15 protein-coding genes are annotated in these 20,038 nt (G+C 43.5%); 9 read left to right on the plus strand and 6 right to left on the minus strand.

Annotated features, from left to right (window positions below):
- Nucleotides 1-53: 53 nt before the first annotated feature.
- Nucleotides 54-1,085, minus strand: a complete 1,032-nt coding sequence (locus ACVW0P_RS14255) for a fatty acid desaturase (RefSeq protein ID WP_457132709.1) — start codon at nt 1,083-1,085, stop codon at nt 54-56.
- A 178-nt stretch (nt 1,086-1,263) separates the two neighbouring features.
- On the opposite strand from ACVW0P_RS14255, the gene ACVW0P_RS14260 reads away from it, so the two are divergent.
- The 4 genes from ACVW0P_RS14260 to ACVW0P_RS14275 all read left to right on the plus strand — a co-directional run bounded on the left by ACVW0P_RS14260 (nt 1,264) and on the right by ACVW0P_RS14275 (nt 7,048).
- Complete coding sequence (locus ACVW0P_RS14260) at nt 1,264-1,677, plus strand: EamA family transporter (RefSeq protein WP_354431807.1); 414 nt, start codon at nt 1,264-1,266, stop codon at nt 1,675-1,677.
- A gap of 98 nt (nt 1,678-1,775) precedes the next feature.
- A complete protein-coding gene (locus ACVW0P_RS14265) occupies nt 1,776-4,250 on the plus strand; it encodes a TonB-dependent receptor domain-containing protein (RefSeq protein ID WP_457132710.1) in 2,475 nt (824 codons plus the stop codon).
- 63 nt (nt 4,251-4,313) lie between these two features.
- Nucleotides 4,314-4,505, plus strand: a complete 192-nt coding sequence (locus ACVW0P_RS14270; RefSeq protein ID WP_354431809.1) for a hypothetical protein — start codon at nt 4,314-4,316, stop codon at nt 4,503-4,505.
- A 137-nt stretch (nt 4,506-4,642) separates the two neighbouring features.
- Nucleotides 4,643-7,048: a TonB-dependent receptor plug domain-containing protein gene (locus ACVW0P_RS14275; protein ID WP_457132711.1), complete on the plus strand. Its 2,406-nt coding sequence runs from the start codon at nt 4,643-4,645 to the stop codon at nt 7,046-7,048.
- Nucleotide 7,049: 1 nt separating this feature from the next.
- Here the strand turns inward: ACVW0P_RS14275 and ACVW0P_RS14280 are convergent, their stop codons facing one another.
- Nucleotides 7,050-8,702 (minus strand): ArnT family glycosyltransferase, encoded by a 1,653-nt coding sequence (locus ACVW0P_RS14280; RefSeq protein WP_457132712.1) that lies wholly within the window; start codon nt 8,700-8,702, stop codon nt 7,050-7,052.
- Between the two features lie 259 nt (nt 8,703-8,961).
- On the opposite strand from ACVW0P_RS14280, the gene ACVW0P_RS14285 reads away from it, so the two are divergent.
- Nucleotides 8,962-9,477: a DUF2911 domain-containing protein gene (locus tag ACVW0P_RS14285; protein ID WP_457132713.1), complete on the plus strand. Its 516-nt coding sequence runs from the start codon at nt 8,962-8,964 to the stop codon at nt 9,475-9,477.
- Nucleotides 9,478-9,583: 106 nt separating this feature from the next.
- Nucleotides 9,584-10,681: a DUF3810 domain-containing protein gene (locus ACVW0P_RS14290; RefSeq protein WP_457132714.1), complete on the plus strand. Its 1,098-nt coding sequence runs from the start codon at nt 9,584-9,586 to the stop codon at nt 10,679-10,681.
- A 728-nt stretch (nt 10,682-11,409) separates the two neighbouring features.
- Here the strand turns inward: ACVW0P_RS14290 and ACVW0P_RS14295 are convergent.
- Together ACVW0P_RS14295 and ACVW0P_RS14300 are read right to left on the minus strand one after the other, a co-directional pair.
- A complete protein-coding gene (locus ACVW0P_RS14295) occupies nt 11,410-12,306 on the minus strand; it encodes an MBL fold metallo-hydrolase (RefSeq protein WP_457132715.1) in 897 nt (298 codons plus the stop codon).
- 127 nt (nt 12,307-12,433) lie between these two features.
- Nucleotides 12,434-13,291, minus strand: a complete 858-nt coding sequence (locus ACVW0P_RS14300) for an alpha/beta hydrolase (RefSeq protein WP_457132716.1) — start codon at nt 13,289-13,291, stop codon at nt 12,434-12,436.
- 201 nt (nt 13,292-13,492) lie between these two features.
- On the opposite strand from ACVW0P_RS14300, the gene ACVW0P_RS14305 reads away from it, so the two are divergent.
- The gene (locus tag ACVW0P_RS14305; RefSeq protein WP_457132717.1) at nt 13,493-15,160 is read left to right on the plus strand and encodes an ArnT family glycosyltransferase; all 1,668 of its coding nucleotides are present in this window, start codon (nt 13,493-13,495) and stop codon (nt 15,158-15,160) included.
- On the opposite strand, the gene ACVW0P_RS14310 is transcribed toward ACVW0P_RS14305, so the two are convergent.
- Nucleotides 15,153-17,714, minus strand: coding sequence for a phosphocholine-specific phospholipase C (locus ACVW0P_RS14310; RefSeq protein ID WP_457132718.1), 2,562 nt, complete (start codon nt 17,712-17,714; stop codon nt 15,153-15,155). The two genes, ACVW0P_RS14305 and ACVW0P_RS14310, sit on opposite strands and share 8 nt — an antisense overlap.
- A 58-nt stretch (nt 17,715-17,772) precedes the next feature.
- The gene (locus tag ACVW0P_RS14315) at nt 17,773-18,288 is read right to left on the minus strand and encodes a GNAT family N-acetyltransferase (RefSeq protein ID WP_457132719.1); all 516 of its coding nucleotides are present in this window, start codon (nt 18,286-18,288) and stop codon (nt 17,773-17,775) included.
- Between the two features lie 112 nt (nt 18,289-18,400).
- On the opposite strand from ACVW0P_RS14315, the gene ACVW0P_RS14320 reads away from it, so the two are divergent.
- Complete coding sequence (locus ACVW0P_RS14320; protein WP_457132720.1) at nt 18,401-18,730, plus strand: L-rhamnose mutarotase; 330 nt, start codon at nt 18,401-18,403, stop codon at nt 18,728-18,730.
- Between the two features lie 9 nt (nt 18,731-18,739).
- Nucleotides 18,740-20,038 carry an alpha-L-fucosidase gene (locus ACVW0P_RS14325; RefSeq protein ID WP_457132721.1) on the plus strand — a complete coding sequence of 433 codons (1,299 nt, stop codon included), beginning with the start codon at nt 18,740-18,742 and terminating at the stop codon, nt 20,036-20,038.

Here is a 20,038-nt window from a genome sequence, read left to right on the forward strand (position 1 = left end):
AAAAAACGGCCCATATTATTATGGGCCGTTTTATTTATGCTTTTAAATTGACACTACGAGTTTTGCGGCGCCATAGCAGCACCCTCTTTGCCAAAGCTCATCTCGGCATCTGGTTTAGATACATCGGTAATGGCAACTTTACCACGCTCGCGGCGCAATATCCTGTTGAATAAAGAGATCTCCCTGTCAAACAAAAACTGGAAGAATAATTTGGTCCACGAGGTATGGTAGTATAAAGTTTCGTAATATTCTGGCGCGGTTTTCTTTATCTCCGGCAATTTATTCCATGGGATAGAAGGAAAATCGTGATGCTCATTATGGAAACCTACGTTAAACGCTACAGCGTTAAAGTTACCGTAATAGCTGTAGGTTTCTTGCTCGACACTGTGGGTTAAATAATGCTCCTGGATCCAGCGGGCGCCAAGCGGGTGTAAACCTACCGAGAACGAAAAGCTCAATAGCAAAAATGCTAATGCATGCCATCCCATAAAATAATAGATAAGGCCGGTAAATACTGCTTGTATCAACCAGTTGGTCAGTATCCATCCGTCAAACGGGTGGATCTCGCGTAAACGTGATAAGCGAAATAACTGGAAAACCGGAAAAAACAATAACCAAAGTGCTTTACCAAAGAAAGAGTTGCTTATTAAACGCGCTTCCCAACGGTTTGGCAGATCGGCATCAAGCTCATGTACACCCTGGAAAGAGTGGTGTTTGATGTGATATTTTTCGAACGATATAGCGCTTGGCAGTATTTGCGGCAAGTTTGCAAACATAGATGCCCAACGGTTGGCATTGCGGTTTTTAAATAATAATTGGTGTGTGCATTCGTGAATCATCACAAACAGGGCGTGGTCTGCAAATGCGCCTAACAGGTAAGCGGCACCAAAAACCAACCACCATGATTGGTCGCGAAGGAACCACGCCAATACAACCTGGAATGCTACCAGGCCAATGATGGCCCAAATGGTTTTTGGGTTCTTCCCTATTAAATTCCTTAGCTGCGGAAACTGCTTCAGTATCTTTTTTGTACGTATGCGATGTGGTTCCGATTCCTGGGAATAAACAAAATCAGTTTTCTTCATATTGGGGTTAAAACGATAAAGATAAGAATAACGTGTTATAAAAATGATTTCCTTATAAAAAATCATCACATTTAAGGTGAAAACGCTATTCGATATTAATCGAAAAGAAATTATTTTCCTTTAAAATTGCACGTGATAAATCAAGTCGATAATTATTAATCTGTAAAAACATAAAATTATGTGGTGGATCTATGCTTTACTTTCGGCGCTATTTGCAGCCCTCACGGCAATATTTGCAAAAATTGGTATAAAAGGAGTTGATACCGATCTTGCTACGGCTATCCGTACGGTAGTGATCTTGCTGATTGCATGGGCAATAGTGCTGTACAAAGGCACGCAGCATGGCATTAATGGCTTAACAAAATTGAACTGGACCTTCCTGGTGCTATCCGGCTGCGCTACCGGGTTATCATGGATCTTTTATTTTAAGGCGTTACAGTTGGGTAAGGTATCGCAAGTGGCACCGGTAGATAAGTTGAGCGTTGCTTTGGCTATAATTTTATCGGTTGTGTTTTTAGGCGAGCCGCTTACTTTAAAAACGGGGATTGGCGCGTTGCTAATCATCGGGGGTACAATGGTGCTTATATTTTAGGTAGATATGGTGTATGTAACAATTACGAAACGTACCTAAAAATTCAGTTTTAATCCAAAGTTTCTTGACAGTTTTGCACCTCGAAATAAAGAGGTTATATGCGTACGTTTTTTGTTCTTGTTTTTCTATTTGTTACTACCTTAGATATAAATGCCCAAAATAATGGCGGCGGCAAAGGTAAGATTACCGGTAAAGTTACTGATGCTGTTAGTAAGCAGCCTGTAGATTATGCTACAGTATCCCTATTTAAACAAGGAAGTACAAGCCCGTTCAACGGCTTAAGTACCGACCCCAAGGGCGGCTTTAACTTGAATAACATCCCCGCTGGCGACTACCGCCTCACCATAGATTTTTTAGGTTATAAAAAACATACTGTTGAACATGTTATGGTTGTTGATGGCGGTACAATGGCTCTTGGCAATGTATTATTAGAGCCTGTACAAAACCAACTCAAGGGGGTTAACATCGTAGCCAAGGCGCCCATTATTGAGAACCGGATTGATAAAATGGTTTACAATGCCCAAAATGATTTGACCGCCCAAAGTGGTGCCGCTATAGATGTATTGAAAAAAGTGCCGCAGGTTACTGTTGATATTGATGGTAATGTGGAATTACAAGGCAACGCTAATATCCGTTTCCTGATCAATGGTAAGCCAAGCAGTATTTTTGGTGCCAGCCTTGCCGATGCGCTGCAAGCCATCCCCGGTAGCCAAATAAAAAGCATTGAGGTGATAACCAGCCCCGGTGCAAAATATGATGCGGCCGGTACCGGCGGTATCATCAACATTATATTAAAGGATAGCAAGGTACAGGGCATAAACGGAAGCATAAACCTTACCGCGGGTACACGCCAGGAGAACGGCTCATTTAACTTAAATGCCCGTAAAGGTAACTTTGGGGTTAATGCTTTTTTTAGCGGCAACGCACAGTTAAATACCACGGTTTTAACAACCAATAACCGTTCGTCAACAGATAGCATTGGTAACATAACACGCCTTTTTCAAAATGGTGGCTCAGATTCTAAACGGAGCGGTTACCAAAGCGGGCTAAGCTTTAATTGGGATATTACCCCTAAAGATGTGTTAACAGCAGCCATAGGCTTTGATCATTTTGGGAACCATAATAATGGGCTTACCAACCAACAGGAGAGTGTAACGGCCGCTACCGACAATATTATCTCGAATTTGTTAAGTTTACGTAATTCGGATAGTAAGTTTACTGCCTACTCTACCGATTACAGCCTTGCCTATAAAAAGAACTTTAAGAAAGAAGGTCAGTCGCTTGAGGCGTTATTTACCAGCAGTTACAGTAAAAACACGGCCAATTATTTCCAAACGCAGGATTACCTGAACGACCCGAGGGAAACCACAGGCATCCGTGGGAACAACCCCGGCAATGACAGGGAAACCAATATTTCTATAGACTATACTCACCCGGTTACTAAAACCTTCACTATAGAAGGTGGCGTAAAGGCAGTAATAGAAGACCTGAAGAACACCACCATTACCGATACGTTACGTAGTGGCAATTACGTAAACAATGCCGATCAAACCTACGGCTTTGACTATAAGCGCAATATTTACGCGGGCTATGTATCGGTATCAACATCGCTTTTCAAAAACTTTTTGGATGTTAAAGCAGGGTTACGCAGCGAATACACCGATACAAAATCAAACTTAGCCGGCGTGGTGATACCGGGTTACAACACCTTTGCACCATCGGCGGTAATATCACACAAACTAACGCCAACGCAAAGTATTAAATTAAGCTATTCGTACCGTATAGAGCGCCCGGATTACGGCGAGATAAACCCGTTTTATAACATCAGCGACCCAAAAAATATCAGCACTGGTAACCCTAACTTAAAGCCCGAGAAAAGCAATAGTTTTGAGTTGGGTTACAACAAGTCGTTTGATAGCGGCGCCAATATTTACATCGGGAGCTTTTACCGCCACAATACCGACGATATCCAGCAGTTTACCACCCGTTACAATCTGCTCACCATTAACGGTAAAGATTACACCAACGTATTGCTAAACCAGCGCGCCAACCTGGGCACACAGGCAACCTTAGGCGGTAATATATTTGCATCGGTACCTGTTACTAAAAAGCTTAACCTGCGTACCAATATATTCCTGGCACAGCGCAACAACAAGGCACCGGGTATCGATTCTGTCAAAGCCTTCCAATACCGTATGAATCTTAATGCCAGTTACCAATTTGGCGGCAACTTTATGGCCGAGGCATTTGGTAATTACAACTCATCATCGCGCACGTTGCAGGGCACAAGGCCGCATTTCTTTTTTTACACCATGGCGGTGCGCAAGCAGTTTTGGGATAAAAAGGCGAGTATTGGTTTAGTTGCCAATAACGCCTTTAGCCAATACATTAACCAGGAATCTACAACCAAAGGGCCGGGCTTTAATCAGACTAGCATCAGGCAACTGCCATTCCGTTCGTTTGGTTTAACGCTGAGTTATAAATTTGGTAAACTGGAGTTCTCAAAGGACAAGGATAAAGACGGCCGTGACGAGGGTGGGAATAATATGCCAAGCGAGCCAGCCGGCAGGTAATTTTAAAAACAATTAGGCGTTTAATAGTATTACTATAATGATATATCTAAAAGCAATATCGTTATGAATACTGCTGACAAACACTATAAATGCATAAACAGTAAGACTGGGTATGTTATTTTCTATTCGTCGTTAAGCGCCAAACTAAGCCCCGAAGAAGTTAAGGCCGAATTGGATAAAGTAAAAGCGCAGGTTGCCATCAAAAATGGCATCTATGAGGGTACGCTTTACTGGGAAGAGATAAAGGAAGAATAAGTTAGGTAATTTTCAGTCCTGTATATCCATACGCAAAAAATACTATTTGGAGTATTCGTCTGAATATCAGTATATTTATATGCCAATTATAACCGGACCAACCATCCGCAATTTATCGCATATAAATATCTCACACCATGAAAAAGTTTTTCTTAATGTTGTTTGCCGCAGGCTGTGTAAATGCGGCTGTACAGGCACAGGTATCGCCTGTAAAAAACGAGGGCACTTTAAAAGATGTTGTAGGCAGGCTGCAATCGTTATCAACAGACAATATCATTGAGAAAGCGTATCTACACTTCGATAAACCTTACTATAACCCCGGGGATATCATATACTTTAAAGCCTACGTAACCGCAGGCGAACAGCACGAACTATCAAAAATAAGCGGCGTTTTGCATGTGGATCTGGTGAGCAAGAATGACTCGGTAATGCAATCGCTTATTTTGCAATTAAAAAACGGATTGGCCTGGGGCGATTTTTCGTTGCCTAACTATCTTTCAAAAGGAAATTATAAAGTAAGGGCATACACCCAATGGATGCAAAATGCGGGTAACGTTTATGTGTTTAACAAAACCATAGCTGTGAATGGCAAAAGCATAGCGCAGTTATACCCGGCAAAAGCAGCCAATAACAAAGCCGATGTACAGTTTTTCCCCGAAGGAGGTACATTTATAACCGCAGTGCCTTGCCGTATCGCGTTTAAAGCAGTTGGCAGTAATGGATTGGGCGCTTATGTAAAAGGTATAGTGGTTGATAGCGATAATAAAGAAGTTGCAAAATTTACGTCGGCGCATTTGGGGATGGGGCAATTTTATATCACGGCCGATGCAGGCAAAACCTACAAGGCAAAAGTAACCTATCCGGATGGGTCGGTAAATACGGTTTCGCTCCCGGTGCCCGAAACAAAAGGCATGTCGCTTACGGTTAACAATAGCGATGCTGCTAAATTATCTATCGATATCAATGCCAACAAAACGTATTACCTGGAGAATAAGGATAAAGAGGTGAATGTAGTGATCTATTCGGCTGGCGTTGTTAAAACGGTTAAAACGACGTTAGATAATCAGGGAATAGGATTTGATGTGCCTAAAAAAGAACTAAAAAGCGGCATAGCCCAAATCACCCTTTTCTCGCAAAGCGGGATGCCATTGTGCGAACGTTTAGTGTTTATTCAGAACGATGATGGCGTTAATTTTACGATAAATAGTGATAAGGCGACCTATGTAAATCATGATAAGGCAACCATTACGCTTAACGCAAAAAATGCAGATAAAGCATCTATGGGTAATTTCTCGGTTGCGGTGATCGATGAAAGTAAACTACAAAGCAATGAGGATACCGAAGGTTCGATCCTATCCGATCTATTGCTAACCTCGGAGTTGCGCGGATATGTTGAACAGCCCGTCTATTATTTTAACAACGTTACTTCCGATACGCGCAATAACCTCGATATTTTGATGCTTACCCAAGGTTACCGCCGCGTACAATGGAAAGAGCTGCTTAACGGGCCGCAAGCCCCAATGGCATATAAGCCAGAATTTGGCATACCAATAAGCGGATTAATGGTAAATAAGTCGGGAAGACCAGTGCCAAACGAAAGAATAACCTTGATGTTATCGGCCACCGGGCAAAGTATGACCACTACTACAAATACAGCCGGTAAATTTAATTTCCCTGACCTTGAGTATGCAGACAGGTCACAATTTTTGTTAAATATCGATAACAAATCGCTTCGTGATAAAGCCAAACTAATATTAGATAATTATTATATTGCAGCTGTACTACCTGCTTACAGCCAAACGGCAGAGAAGGTAATTGATAACTTGCCGGAATACACCGGTGTGGTGACCGGGCAACCAGGCAAAACACGCGAATTAAAACCGGTATTTGTGACAGGTAAGACGAGCAATTACCGTACATTGAGCCTTGCAGGTGCGGGTAATGCCGACCAGGTTATTTTTGGTAAAGACGTTAAAAATTTCGCAACGTTATCACAAGGTCTGAGCGGGGTTGCCCGTAACATTGATTTTAATAACGGGAAAGCTTATCTTAAAACTTCACTTACTGTGGCAAACGGGGCAACCATAAGCGAACCTATGTTAATAGTTGTTGATGGTGCTATAACATCGGGCGGGATAGATGTTGTTCAACCCGCTGATGTTGCTTCCATAGAGATATTGAAAGGGGCAAATGCCGTAGTTTATGGTATGGGCGCCGGTAGCGGGGTTATGGTAATCAATACAAAACAAGGTGGGGAACCGGCAGAAATAAGCAAGGAAATGTCGCCGGGTATATTTACATTGTCGCCCGAAGGCTTTTATATAGCGCGCGAGTTTTATTCGCCGGTGTATGATGTAACTAAGAAATACCCTGCCGAAAACCGTAGCACCATTTACTGGAAACCAAACCTGGTTACAGATGCTGCCGGCAATGCGTCCTTTAATTATTTTAATGATGGCCCTGGCCAATATCGCGTAATAGTTGAAGGAATAGATAATATGGGCAATATAGGCAGGGCCGTTTATAAATATAACGTGCAATAACCTACTTGCTGATAAGGTACGCCTTAGAAAGTACCTGGCTACGCGTATCGCTGTTTATAAATTTTGGCAGTATGTTTTCCTGCGGATAATCAATAAAGGCCTGAATGATCTTAAAATTGGTATGGGCGGTGGTAAGATAATCTACCGATGCCTGGCTGGCGAAAAATAGTGCTTTGCCTGTGGGCTTAAAATCTTTAAAGCCTTCAAGCGGTACAAACTCCACAGGTTTATTGCTATAAAACTGGAACGAGTTGTTAGACATGCGCAGGGTGTAAAGCTTTGCGTTGGCAAACTGTTGCTGGCTTGCATACCTGGCGGCAGGTATTTGCGCGTTATAAGACGCAACAAGCGGGAAGAAAACCGTATTCAAATAAAAATTTGCAAACAGTACAGAGCAGCAGGTAAGCATAAAAATCTTGTAGGCCGTTTCTTTTACTTTTATAGTTATAGCAACGGCTATTAATCCAAAAAGCGCAATAGCTAACATAAACAGCAGGTTAGATGGCGGTTTAGCGTAAACATGTATCGCAACAATAACTATTGGTAAAGCAACGGCAAATAAAAGCAGAACCATCTTGCGGTAAATTGTACCTGCCCTGCTAAGTTGTTTAAAGCAATGGGGCGCCATTATAATGGCAAATAATGGGAAAAGGATGTTGGTATAAAAAGGTAACTGAAACCGGGATAAAGAGAAAAGGATCAGCAACAGTAACGCTCCACTCAGGGTGTAATACTCAGGCAAAGTTGCTTTTTGCCAAACACTTTTAAAGCTTTTGTAAAGCGAGTAATAGAATAACAGGCACCACGGCAAAAATGCCCAAAGCAGGGTATGTACAAAAAAGAATTTATCGCCACCTTTTTTTTGTTGGATAGGCCCGTGGTTTATAAAGCGCCCAAACTGGCTATCCCACAAAAACCACTTTATCCCGCTTACATGTTGCCTGTCGAAAACCGTCTTCTCCGGATGTGCGTCAAACTGCACGTAAAGGGAATAAAGTTCGGGCAGGGTGAACAGAAAAGTAAGAGCATATAGCAGTAACCATTTTGGATAAAACAACTGAAAAAACTTTTTTTGCGCGATGAATTGCCCCAGCAACGCTCCGTAAATAGCTACGATTACAAAGATGCCCTTCGTCATGATTGCGCAAGCTGTAAGCAGGGCTGCCAGCAGCAAATGTTTAGCTATTGGTTTATCATTATATCGGGCTATGTGATAAATGCTGCCAATTATCAATGCTAAAAGGTATGGTTCGGCACGCACATCAATATTTGATAGCAGCAGGTGCTGGGCTGTCGTCAGTATTAAAACGGCTGTAAGGGCTATCTCTTTGGTGTAAAACCTGCGGGTAAATAAGTAGGTATAAAGCAGGCTTAACAAAAGGAAGAGCAATGCCGGCAAGCGATACGCCCAGGCACTAACGCCAAATATTTTAAAGCTTACCAATACTGCCCAAAACGGGAAGTGGGGTTTGTCCAGCCAGTCGGTGTTATAAGTAAAGAGTTGGAGTAAGTCATGCTTGTAAAGCATGTTTTTGGAGATAGAGGCGTAAAGCCCGGGGTCGTCGGTAAAAAAATCGGCGTCGATGCCGATGAAGTTAACCACTAGCGCCAGCAAAAACAGTAAAATGTAAAAGGGCTTGTAATTATTGGCCATTGTAATGGCAAATATAAGTGTAATGGCGGCAAATATTTATGACGCCAAAGGCATAAAAAACCCCCACCTTGCGGCAGGGGCCAAAAACTCACAACAATTGTTTAACCTTTCGGTCAATTCCTAACTGCAATGTGAATTCGGCTTATATAACACGCTGTGTTTATGAAAGTTTTAGTAGTTAGCGGTAATAAGTAATTTTTTAAGATGTTAGGCGTTTATGCGTTATCTTTATCCCCATATAAACTACAATAATACCATCATGAAAAAAACATTTCAACTAAAAGCAGCAGTGCTATTTGCGTTTGCCATGCTGTTTACAGCCGTTACTTTTGCCCAAAACAAACCTGTTGCAAGCCCGCGCGATAGCGTTAGTGCTCAAATTGGTGCAGCTACTATCAGCATCAACTACGGCAGCCCATCGGTAAAAGGCCGTAAAATATATGGTGAATTAGTGCCGATAGATTCAGTTTGGCGCGCCGGTGCAAACGAAGCTACCGTATTTAAAACAAGCAGGGATATTTTAGTACAGGGAAAAAAATTACCTGCTGGCACTTATGGGCTTTTCGCTATTCCCGGCAAATCTACCTGGACGATCGTTTTTAACAAGGTGGCCAAACAATGGGGGGCCTACAAATATAAAAAAGCAGATGATGCTTTGCGGGTGACCGTTAAACCGATTGCTGCAAAAGCTACCGAGCGTTTGGTTTACAAGATCAACAAAAAAGGTTTTAGTTTAACCTGGGACAAGCTAACGGTACCCGTTGCTGTAAAATAAGTTATTGCGATTTTACGTAAAAACCCCGGCCAATTTGACCGGGGTTTTTTATTGCGCTATATAAAAATAAAGCGTAATATTTGCCTGTAGCAATTTTACCCTAAACATGCAAAAACAAAGGCCGGGCAAGGTTTTATTAAGGAGATGGTTAATTGTCCTTAGCCTTATGCTGGCGGTAAACCTGCTGCTTGTTTTTGCCGACCACCCCCAAGCGGTTGAGAAATATTATTCGAAAGGGTTTTACCCGTTCATTTGCCACGTACTGCACCCGGTTTTTAATCTGTTTCCCTTTAGTGTTGGCGACCTCATATACCTGTTTGTGATAGGCTACCTGGTTTATGCGCTGATCCGGCTAATTGTACTCTGCATCAAAAAAAAGTTTATGCACGCCGGTATTTTTGCAGCTGGCATTGTAATAGCAGTGATGGCAGGCATATTGATGTTTTACTCGTTTTGGGGACTTAACTACTTCCGTCCATCGGCAGGGGAGCGGCTTAATCTTCGCGATAGCACTTATACCAAAGCCGAATTGCAAAGAGTTACCACTATACTGATAGATAGCGCTAACGCTGCCCGTGCAAGGGTTACAGCGGCAGATCTGAAACAGGGCAACGATTCTATTTATAGCATTGCAAACAAAGCGGTTATCAAACTATCGAACACCAATGCCCAATACTATACTTACAGCCCTAAAATAAAACCATCGCTATTAACAGGACTGCTAAATTATATTGGTACATCCGGCTACTATAACCCGTTTACAGGCGAGGCGCAAATGAACTACCAGATGCCGGTGGTTAACCGGCCGTTTGTGGCCAGCCACGAGATGTCTCACCAAATGGGTTACGGGCCCGAGGATGAAGCAAACTTCGTTGGCTTTATAGCGGCAACAGGTTCTAACGACAGACTGCTAAGATACTCGGCCTATAACCTCGCGGTTAACGAGTTTATGCACACTGTGCGTTATACGGATACCGTTGTGTTTAAACAATTAAAAATCAAAATATCCCCGCAGGTACTGGCGGATTTTAAAGAAGAGCGCCTTTATTGGCTATCGTATCAAAGCAAAATAAACACCATTACCAGTGTTTTTTACGACAACTTTTTAAAGGCCAACAACCAACCCCAAGGGCTGGATACCTATAACCGAATGGTGTTATTAGTCCTCGCAACATATAAGGGTAAGAAAGTGGCGTCCCGATAGCTATAGGGATTGTTGGAAAACTAATCGGTGAAATTAATCTTAATCTAACTGCTGTAAGCGCAATTGATGTAAACAAAAAAATGCGTTCCGTATCTCACCCCGGAACGCACTACAACATCATTCAAATAATGTTGATCAACTAAACCTCAGATAACATGTTTAAAAATTACCCAAGCTCTTTATAGCAAAGCCATTGCGGCTGCATATTTCCTAATATATTCTGTCTGTGTAAGTTACACTACAAAAAGTGTTCCCAAGCACACTAAGTGTCAAATATACACAATGAACGAATGGGATAAAAGCTTATTATAGTAAAAGACTGTTTAAACACATAAAAGTTACAAAACTGTGAAAAATACAGTTCTGAAGTAATACGGGGGGCTAAACACATCTGCAACAGATGAAATGAATTTTGTTTAAAAAATTGACCTTTTGCGCTAACGGGCCAAATGTGTTTAATGGGTGATGCCCTTTAAAGTATACAACCATAAGTAATTACAAAAAATGGTTAGGGAATGTGAGTTTACCGGCTATTCCTAAAAGCGATAGGCGCGGCAGTACCGAAAACAAGGCCAGGTAGTGGTTCATCAAAAAGAATTTATAGGTTATTAATCAAAAATCCCCGGCATTCGCCAGGGATAATTATTATAATTTCTAAATCCACTTCCATACCATAGCGGGGTCAATACGCTTTTGTACAGCGGTTGCCTACAAAATCAGGTTTAATATTAAGCGGTTAACTCTTCATAAGCGGCGGTAAGGCCACGTTGGATGCCATCGCCCTGCCAGTCGGTAACGCCGGGGATAGCCGTTGCGGCCAGGATCTGTTCTTTGGTTTTACCTGCTTTTATGCTGCCATCAACAAAGGCCACAAGCCTTTCCATATAGTTTTGCATAGCCTTAAGGTCGGCCATGGTGCCGGTAACTTTTGTAGGGTCAAAAGCGTGGCCATAAACAAATAGAGTATCCTTGTTAAATTGTTTTTGTGCCTGCTCAAGCGCTACGGGCCAATGCTTGCATGATGCGCCCGCACTGCGGTCGATATAAGGGTACAAGCGGTTAAACACCTGGTCGCCGCAATGCACAATGTTGGCGTTTTCGAAATGTATAAAGCTATCGCCATTGGTGTGGCCCGCGCCAAAATAATGCGCGGTGATGTGTTCGTCGCCAACTTTTACTTTCCATTTATCTGTAAAGGTGGTATCGGGGTAAAGCTGTTTATCTTCCGACTTTTGTTTAACGGCGGCGGCCTTTTGGTTAATGAGCGAGTTGGCGTGCGCAGCCACGTTTTTTACCGTGCCTTTAAAAGAGATATTGCCGCTGGTATGGTCGCCGTGGTGGTGGGTGTTTATCAGCCATTGAAAAGGCTGGTCCGATTTTTTCTTCAGCTCGGCTATCAAATGGCTCGCTGGTTCCGGGAACTCGGCATCAATACAAACAACACCTTCCTTATTCACCATCCAAATAATAGTACCTCCCTGCTCTGTAAAAATACCCACGTTGTTGCGCAAAGCGGTTAATTTATACTCGGGTGCTGTAAGTATGGATGCAATGCTTTTGTTGTTTAAAAAAGCCAATGCCCCTGCTGTTAAAGCTGTATTTCTTAAAAATTTGCGGCGTTCCATAGATAAAAGAATAGAGATTAGATAAAATTGAGTTCAGTTAAAGTTACGTTTTATTAGGCGAATAGTAAATAGCTAACTGATCATTAAATCCATTTCTATTTACCATCACCCATTAGTTATCAACTTATTAATACTGATGAAACGCCTGTGATACAAACTCCAGCACATTGGGTAACGATGCCCGCCAGTACGTCCAGTTATGGGCGCCATCCCTAACACGGTACTCGTGCGGGATATTGTTTTTACGCATCAGGTTATGCACCAATCCGTTGCCTTCGTATAAAAAGTCGTCGTCGCCAACATCCATAAACCAGCGCACGTCCTTCTTTTTAGCGTCGGGTATGGCGTTCATCAATTGTGATACGCTGTATTTGTTATAATAGTTGCTTATCGCGGTATCTGTAACCTGCGGATACTCTTCTTTGCAATAACCTTTGGCCTCATCCAAATTCCAGAAACCGGTAGCGGCACTCAATGGGCATGCCGACGAGAAAAGTTCGGGATGGTGCAGCGCGTAAATAAAACTGCCTTCGCCACCCATGCTTAAACCGGCAATGGCGCGGTAATGCTTCTCCGCTTTTATCTTGTACTTTTTCTCTACAAAAGGCATCAACTCGGTAAAAAAGAAATTCTCATAATTCCAGTCGCCTTTAACATTGTTAAAATAGCCCCTGTGGCCGGTGTTGGCATCGGGCATAATAATGATCATGGGCGTAGCCACGCCATCGCGGATAGCCTTATCTGTAATGCTAAGCACCTCACCAAACTGCACCCAGCCTGTTTGGTCGTCGCCTGCGCCATGCAACAGGTAAAGCACCGGGTAAGTGCGTCCACTGGTTTCATAATCTGGTGGCAGGTAAATGGCATACTTGCGTTCGCTTTTCAGGATCTTGCTGTTAAGGGTTAAGTTATCATATACTTTACCCGTTTGTGCAAACAGCGCTACAGGGCAAAGCAGTAGTAATAAAATAGCTAATTTTTTCATAAAGGTGTAATTGTAATTAAGCAACAAGGGTTATTGCTTTGGCTAAAATTAGTGATAAATATCAATGTCTGAACCGGGATCAAACAGATTTTAAAGATTAACAGGATTTGTTTTCATGGCGGGGCGGATGGCTTTTATCCCTAACACAAATCTCAAATCCGGTATCTCAAATCTCACATCTAAAATCTAACTTTGCGCCGCATGCAACAACCCAATCCGGATCAATACAAATGGCTGTACTGCTTTATAGGGCTGGCGGTACTGCTTAATTTTACCGGGTTGTTTATTCCTATTCTGGCGCCCGATGGCACGCTTTACGCGGTCATAGCCAAAACCATGGTACAGCGTAACGACTATATTAACATCATCGTAAATAACACTGACTGGCTGGATAAACCGCATTTCCCATTTTGGGTGGCTGCCCTGTCGTTAAAGGTATTTGGCATAAACACCTGGGCGTATAAACTGCCCGGTATATTGTTTATGCTGATGGGGGCTTGGTACACTTACTTGTTAGCCAAGCAACTTTATACTAAGCAGATAGCGCTATGGGCGGTGTTGATATTGCTTACCTCGCAGCACATCATACTATCCAACAACGATGTACGTGCCGAGCCTTACCTTACGGGATTGATAATCGCATCGGTATATTATTTTTACATCGCGTATACCCAAAATAAGTTTTGGCAACTGGTGTTGGGCGCCTTGTTCGCCGCCTGCGCCATCATGACTAAAGGAATGTTTGCATTGGTGCCGATAGGCGGCGCCATAGTATGCCACCTTGCTATCACCAAACAATGGAAACAGCTTTTTAACCTGCGCTGGCTGCTTGCCGCGGTGTTGATATTGGTGTTTGTCCTGCCAGAGATCTATTGCCTGTATGTACAATTCGACAGCCACCCCGAGAAGCTTGTTTTTGATACGCATAACGTATCGGGTATCAAATTCTTTTTTTGGGACAGCCAGTTTGGGCGCTTTTTTAATACCGGCCCTATTAAAGGCCACGGGGACCCTTCCTTTTTTATACATACTACGTTATGGGCATTTTTGCCATGGTCGCTAATATTATTCGCGGCTATTTGGCATTTTATTAAAACAGGCATTAAAGATGTGCAAAAGCGCGAGTGGCTTTGCATTAGCGGGGCTATGTTAACCTTCCTGTTGTTCTCGGCATCAAAGTTTCAGTTACCGCATTATTTGAATATCGTTTTCCCGTTCTTCGCTATCATTACGGCGCAGTACCTGGTTGGATTGAGATCAGAGAGTAGCATTAAAGCCATCCGTATTATGCAAATGGGGTTGGTTGTATTGCTTTTATTGATAATTGCCACCCTGCACTACTTTTTTAAACCACAGGAGTTTAGGTGGGATATCGGCATAACGGTCTTAATTTGGCTGGCAATGCTGTTGATAATACCCGGCAATTTTAGCGATACCGATTTCAGGCAAACGGCATTCCGAACAGTTATCATCGCCTTTGTGGTGAACCTGTATTTGAACATGGCTTTTTACCCGTCGCTGTTAAAATACCAGGCCGGGAGCGAGGCGGCGTTTTGGATAAATGATAATAATAAGGAAGGCCTCCCTGTTGCACGCAGTTTTGAATTTGCCTCCTTTCCGATGGAGTTTTATTTGAAGCAACCTATAGTGGAGTTAAATGAAGATGGCAGCGGGCATTTACCAGCGACACCGTTCATATTCTACGGCCCTGCAGAAACAGCGGCGTCATTTGCCGCAAAAGGTTATAAAGTAACCACGCTGGCTAAATTCGAACGTTTCCATATCTCTAAACTAAAGCCCGCCTTTTTAAACAAGGCCACCCGCGATAAACAGGTAGCGCAAATGGAAGTAGTGCGAATTTCTAAATAATCCTGCCCATCACCGGGTCCGAGAAGCTGGAATGGCCGGTTTCTACCCTGCCTGCATAACGTTTCTCAAACTCAGCAAAGCCTTTTACTTTCACGGTAAAATCATACCATCCGTGGTTTTTGCTTAGATCCAGTTTTATCGTTTGCGCCGCGAAACTTTCCTGTTGGATGGTCAATTGTTTTGTGCCTGTTTTGTAGGCGTTATCTACCACCTCAACGGTTAGCGGCACGTTTGTGCCAATAAGCCAAAAAGTAAGGTCGACGTTACCGTTTAGCTTTTTACCCGCCGTTTGGTAAGCGAATTGCACACCTATACCCGGGTCTTTAAAGTTGCCTTTATAAGCACGGTAAAAGCCGTTAGGGCCATAAGTGCGCAGGTAGTAATTGCTGCCCTTAAATTCATTTAGCGGCCAGGAGTCGGTAAGGGTGTCACCTGCTTTGGCAGCATAACTCCAGGTGCGCACGGCTTCCATTTTCTGCGGATCGTTAAAGGAAGCATATTTACCTGGTGCGTACACGTTAAACGGCGCACCAATGGCTTTATCGCCAAAAGCCGTATTACCTGCTTTAAATTTTATCTCGAATGCGGTTTTGTCTTCGTTCAATTGTCCATCCGCATAAAGCTCGTAAGGCAAGGCGCATGATGGTTTTATGCCGGGTTCCTGCTTGGGCATATATGGCGATGATGCAGGATGTTTCTTAATAACAGCTATCTCATCTGCCGAAAGGTTTTTATACCCCGAAGGCAGTTTTTTAAACTGTGCCTTGTGGATGCCTTCTACAAACTCATTCTTTTTTAGCGGCGCAGGGGCGGCAAACTTTTCACCGTGGTAGGCACGGAATACCGAGGTAAGGTCGCCGCAAATGGTGCGGCGCCAATCGCTGATGTTGTGCTCCTTTATTTTTTTACCTGTTTTTTTGGTAAGAAAGGTTTCTAAAAATTGTAGTGACGAAGTGTGGTCAAATACTTCCGAGTTTACATATCCGCCACGGCTCCACGGCGACGCAATAACCATAGGAACCCGGTAGCCCAGGCCAATGGCATTTTCACGGTCGTAATTATTAGGGAAACCTTTGCGTTCCTGCTCCTGCTCAAGGGTTACAAATTCAACGCGCGTATCAATGCCGTCAGATACCTTTCCTGTTCCCTTTTTGTGCGAATGGGGGGCAGTAAAAGGTGGAATATGGTCAAAATATCCGTCGTTTTCATCGTAGGTAAGAATGAAGATCGTCTTCTTCCAAACATCCGGGTTTTTGGTAAGGATGTCCAAAACCTCTGATGTGTACCAGGCACCATACCAGGGTGCGCCGGGGTGGTCAGAGAAATTTTCGCCGGCGGTTAACCACGATACGGTGGGTAAGTTGCCTGTTTTTACATCCTGCCTAAACTGGTAAAGTACATCTCCTTTTGGCACCAGCATTTCGCGTTCGGTGCCGTTATCGTTGTATTTTAGTGTAGTTAATTTGTGGTAATCGGGGTCGGCTTTGTTGGTTGTAAAAGCTTTTAAGTGCAGGTTTTTTTCTTTAGCGCTCAGTTTATCAAACGCGCCAGGCTCTAAAATAGCCTTGTTGTTATTTATGCTATCCAGTGCCTCTTTTAGTTGCTTAAGCTGCTTTTTTAGCTTGGCAGGGCTTGCATCGCCGGTAGGCAAACCATCTATTTTAGCCTGTGTTTCGGCAATTTCTTTCGGTAATACAGTAAGCTGTTTTTTTAGATAAGCAATATGTTTATCGTGCAGCTTAACGTTGTATTGTTTAAAAAACTCCAGGTTGTTATCGGTAAAGTTTGATAGCCAGGAGTCCTCTTCCCCTTCAAAACCCACGCCTACCGAGATCTCGTTCTGGTAACATTTCCATGAAATGCCGGCATCTTCCAATCGCTCGGGGAAGGTGGTCCAGTTATGCGATTCAAAGTCCGAATCCTCGTTCCACACATTAGGGCGCGAGTTTTCACTCTGTTCCTTACGGATGGTGCCCGTCCAAAAAAAGTGTCGGTTGGGGGTTGTGCCGGTTAACGATGAGCAAAAATTTTGGTCGCATACCGTAAAGGCATCAGCCAAAGCATAGTTAAAAGGCAAGTCGGCACGGTTGTGATAACCGAGCGTTAAAGGCATATTTTTATAGTCTTTATTACCCGATTGCTTTTCCATTAGCCATTGGTCAAACTTGCCATCGTTGCGGGCATTTACCTGGTTGTTCCAGCTATGCGGCAACGAACTCATCCAGGTAGAGCGGGTGTTTTTTATATCGAGATGGAACGGCGCATAAGTTTCGCCTTTAGCGTTAGATTGTAGCCAAACCGGGTTTTTGTTAGGCAGATCAATAGCACGTGGGTCATTAAATCCCCTAACCCCTTTAAGTGAGCCAAAGCAATGGTCGAACGAGCGGTTCTCCTGCATTAAAAAAACAATATGCTCAGCATCTGCCCAGGTAGTGCCCGGCAACGGGTTTATTGCCATTGCTTTTAGGATAGAGGCGGGGAGTATATTTGCTAAACCGGCGGTACCGGCAAGCATGGCTGCTTTTTTAAGGAAATCTCTGCGTGTATCTGGCATCGTAATAAATTATTTACCGCTTCAAATATCTGTACTGTTTAGTAACGGTAGTATTATGTTATTGTAAAATCAACGTGTAAAGCAAAAGCGCTTCGCCTCCCGGTGGGGTTACTGTGCCAGTTAAGGTAAATCCGCACCTCTCCAATAAACGCCGCGATCGCAAATTAGTGTCGGTAGTAGTGGCATATAGTTTATCTATAGGGTAATGCCCGTTTATGTAAGCTAAGGAAGCTGTGCAAGCTTCATAGGCAAGCCCGCGGCCCTCATAACCCGGCATAAAGGCAAAGCCAAGGTCGGGGCGGTCAAGGTAGTCGCGTTTAAACAGGCCGCACATGCCAATGGGTACTCCGCCCTCATTTAGTTCTACCATCCAAGGGCCAAAACCGTGCTGGGCATAAATAGCCGTAGGGCCGTTAAGCAAGTAATTAACGGCATCTGTTTGGGTGTTTATGTTGCGGTCGCCGATGAATTGTTTCCATGTAGGGGTATTAAGCAGCTCAAAGATAAAACCGGCATCGTTAAGCGTGAAACGGCGCAGGTTAACATTGGTGGATGGGATCAAAATAGCGCTCATAAATTACTAAGCTATGAATTTTACCGAAAGCTATTGGCACCGCTTGCTTTTACGCCAAACATTTGCTTACTTGTATTATCGTTGTAACCCCCGTTTACCTTACCAGATGCCTATGAAAAAGTACTGCCTTACCCTCAATTTGAAAGACGACGAAGACCTTATTGCCCAATACGAAGAGCACCACAAAGCGGTTTGGCCCGAAATTTTGGACAGTATTACCGCGTCGGGCATTACCAATATGGAGATCTACAGGCTGGGAACAAAGCTGGTGATGATCGTGGAGGCTAACGCCGGGTTTAGCTTTTCTAAAAAAGCTGCAATGGATGCGGGCAACGCCAAAGTGCAGGAGTGGGAAGACCTGATGTGGAAGTACCAGCAACCTGTAAAGGGCGCGTTTGCCGGCGAGAAATGGGTGCTGATGGATAAGATATTTCAGCTATAAATTATGGTTATGAAGAAGAGACTACTTGCAATATGCTTGTTTGTTGCTATCGCGATAAATGCATCGGCACAAAACACTTATACGCCAACAGCCGAAAATCTTGCCCAAAGGAAGAAATTCCAGGATATGAAATTCGGGCTGTTTATTCACTGGGGAATCTATAGTATTTTGGGCGATGGTGAGTGGGTGATGCATAACAAAAACATCCCCTACGATAGTTATAAAAGGCTTGCAGGTTTTTTTAATCCGCAGGAATTTAACGCTAAGGAATGGGTGGCTTTTGCCAAACAGGCGGGGATGAAATACATCACCATTACATCGCGCCACCACGATGGGTTCAGCATGTTCGGCACCAAAATGTCGCCTTATAATATTGTGGATGCCACGCCTTACCACCAAGACCCGCTGATGGAGCTGGCAAAGGAATGCGAGAAGGAAGGCATCGAGCTGCACTTTTATTATTCGTTGCTTGACTGGGGCCGGCCCGATTACGCCTTTGGCAGCCCGATAGTTAACGGGAAACCCACAAAAGGAAATTGGGACAGCTACATTAAATTCATGAAAGACCAGCTAACCGAATTGATAACTAAATACCCCGGCGTAAAAGGCATTTGGTTTGATGGCGATTGGGAACGCACCAAAGTAAATTGGCATTATAAGGAGATCTACGGGCTGATACACAAACTGAATCCAGCCATAATGATAGGTAACAACCACCACGTTGCAGTGAAGGATGGTGAGGACTTCCAGATGTTTGAGAAGGACCTGCCGGGTGGAAATACCACCGGCTTTGCACCAGATCAATCCATAGGCAAGCTGCCGTTGGAAACCTGCGAAACCATTAATAACAGTTGGGGCTTTAGCATCACTGATCGCAGCTTTAAATCTTCTAAACAGATCATCCATTACCTGGTGGGCGATGCCGGGCGCAACGCCAACTTTTTGCTGAATATCGGCCCGATGCCAAACGGAAAGATCCAACCGGAGTTTACCGATACCCTCGCTATTGTTGGGGCCTGGATAAAAAAGAATGGCGAAAGTATTTACGGCACCCGCGGCAGCTACATGCCACCGCAGCCCTGGGGCGTAGTTACAGTTAAAGATAAAACGATGTATGCCCACATAACTTCGCCACAGGGCGAGGGCTATATATTTATCCCGCAACTAAAAGAGAAGATAAGTAAAGCCGTTTTGTTAGCCGACGGAAGCGAGGTTAAATTTAAACAACAGCCCGAAGGCTTGTTTATTTATACTAAGGGGTTGGCAATGGATGGTGTAGATACGATTATAAAACTGACGGTTAACTAA

Source organism: Mucilaginibacter sp. UYNi724, from assembly GCF_054057495.1.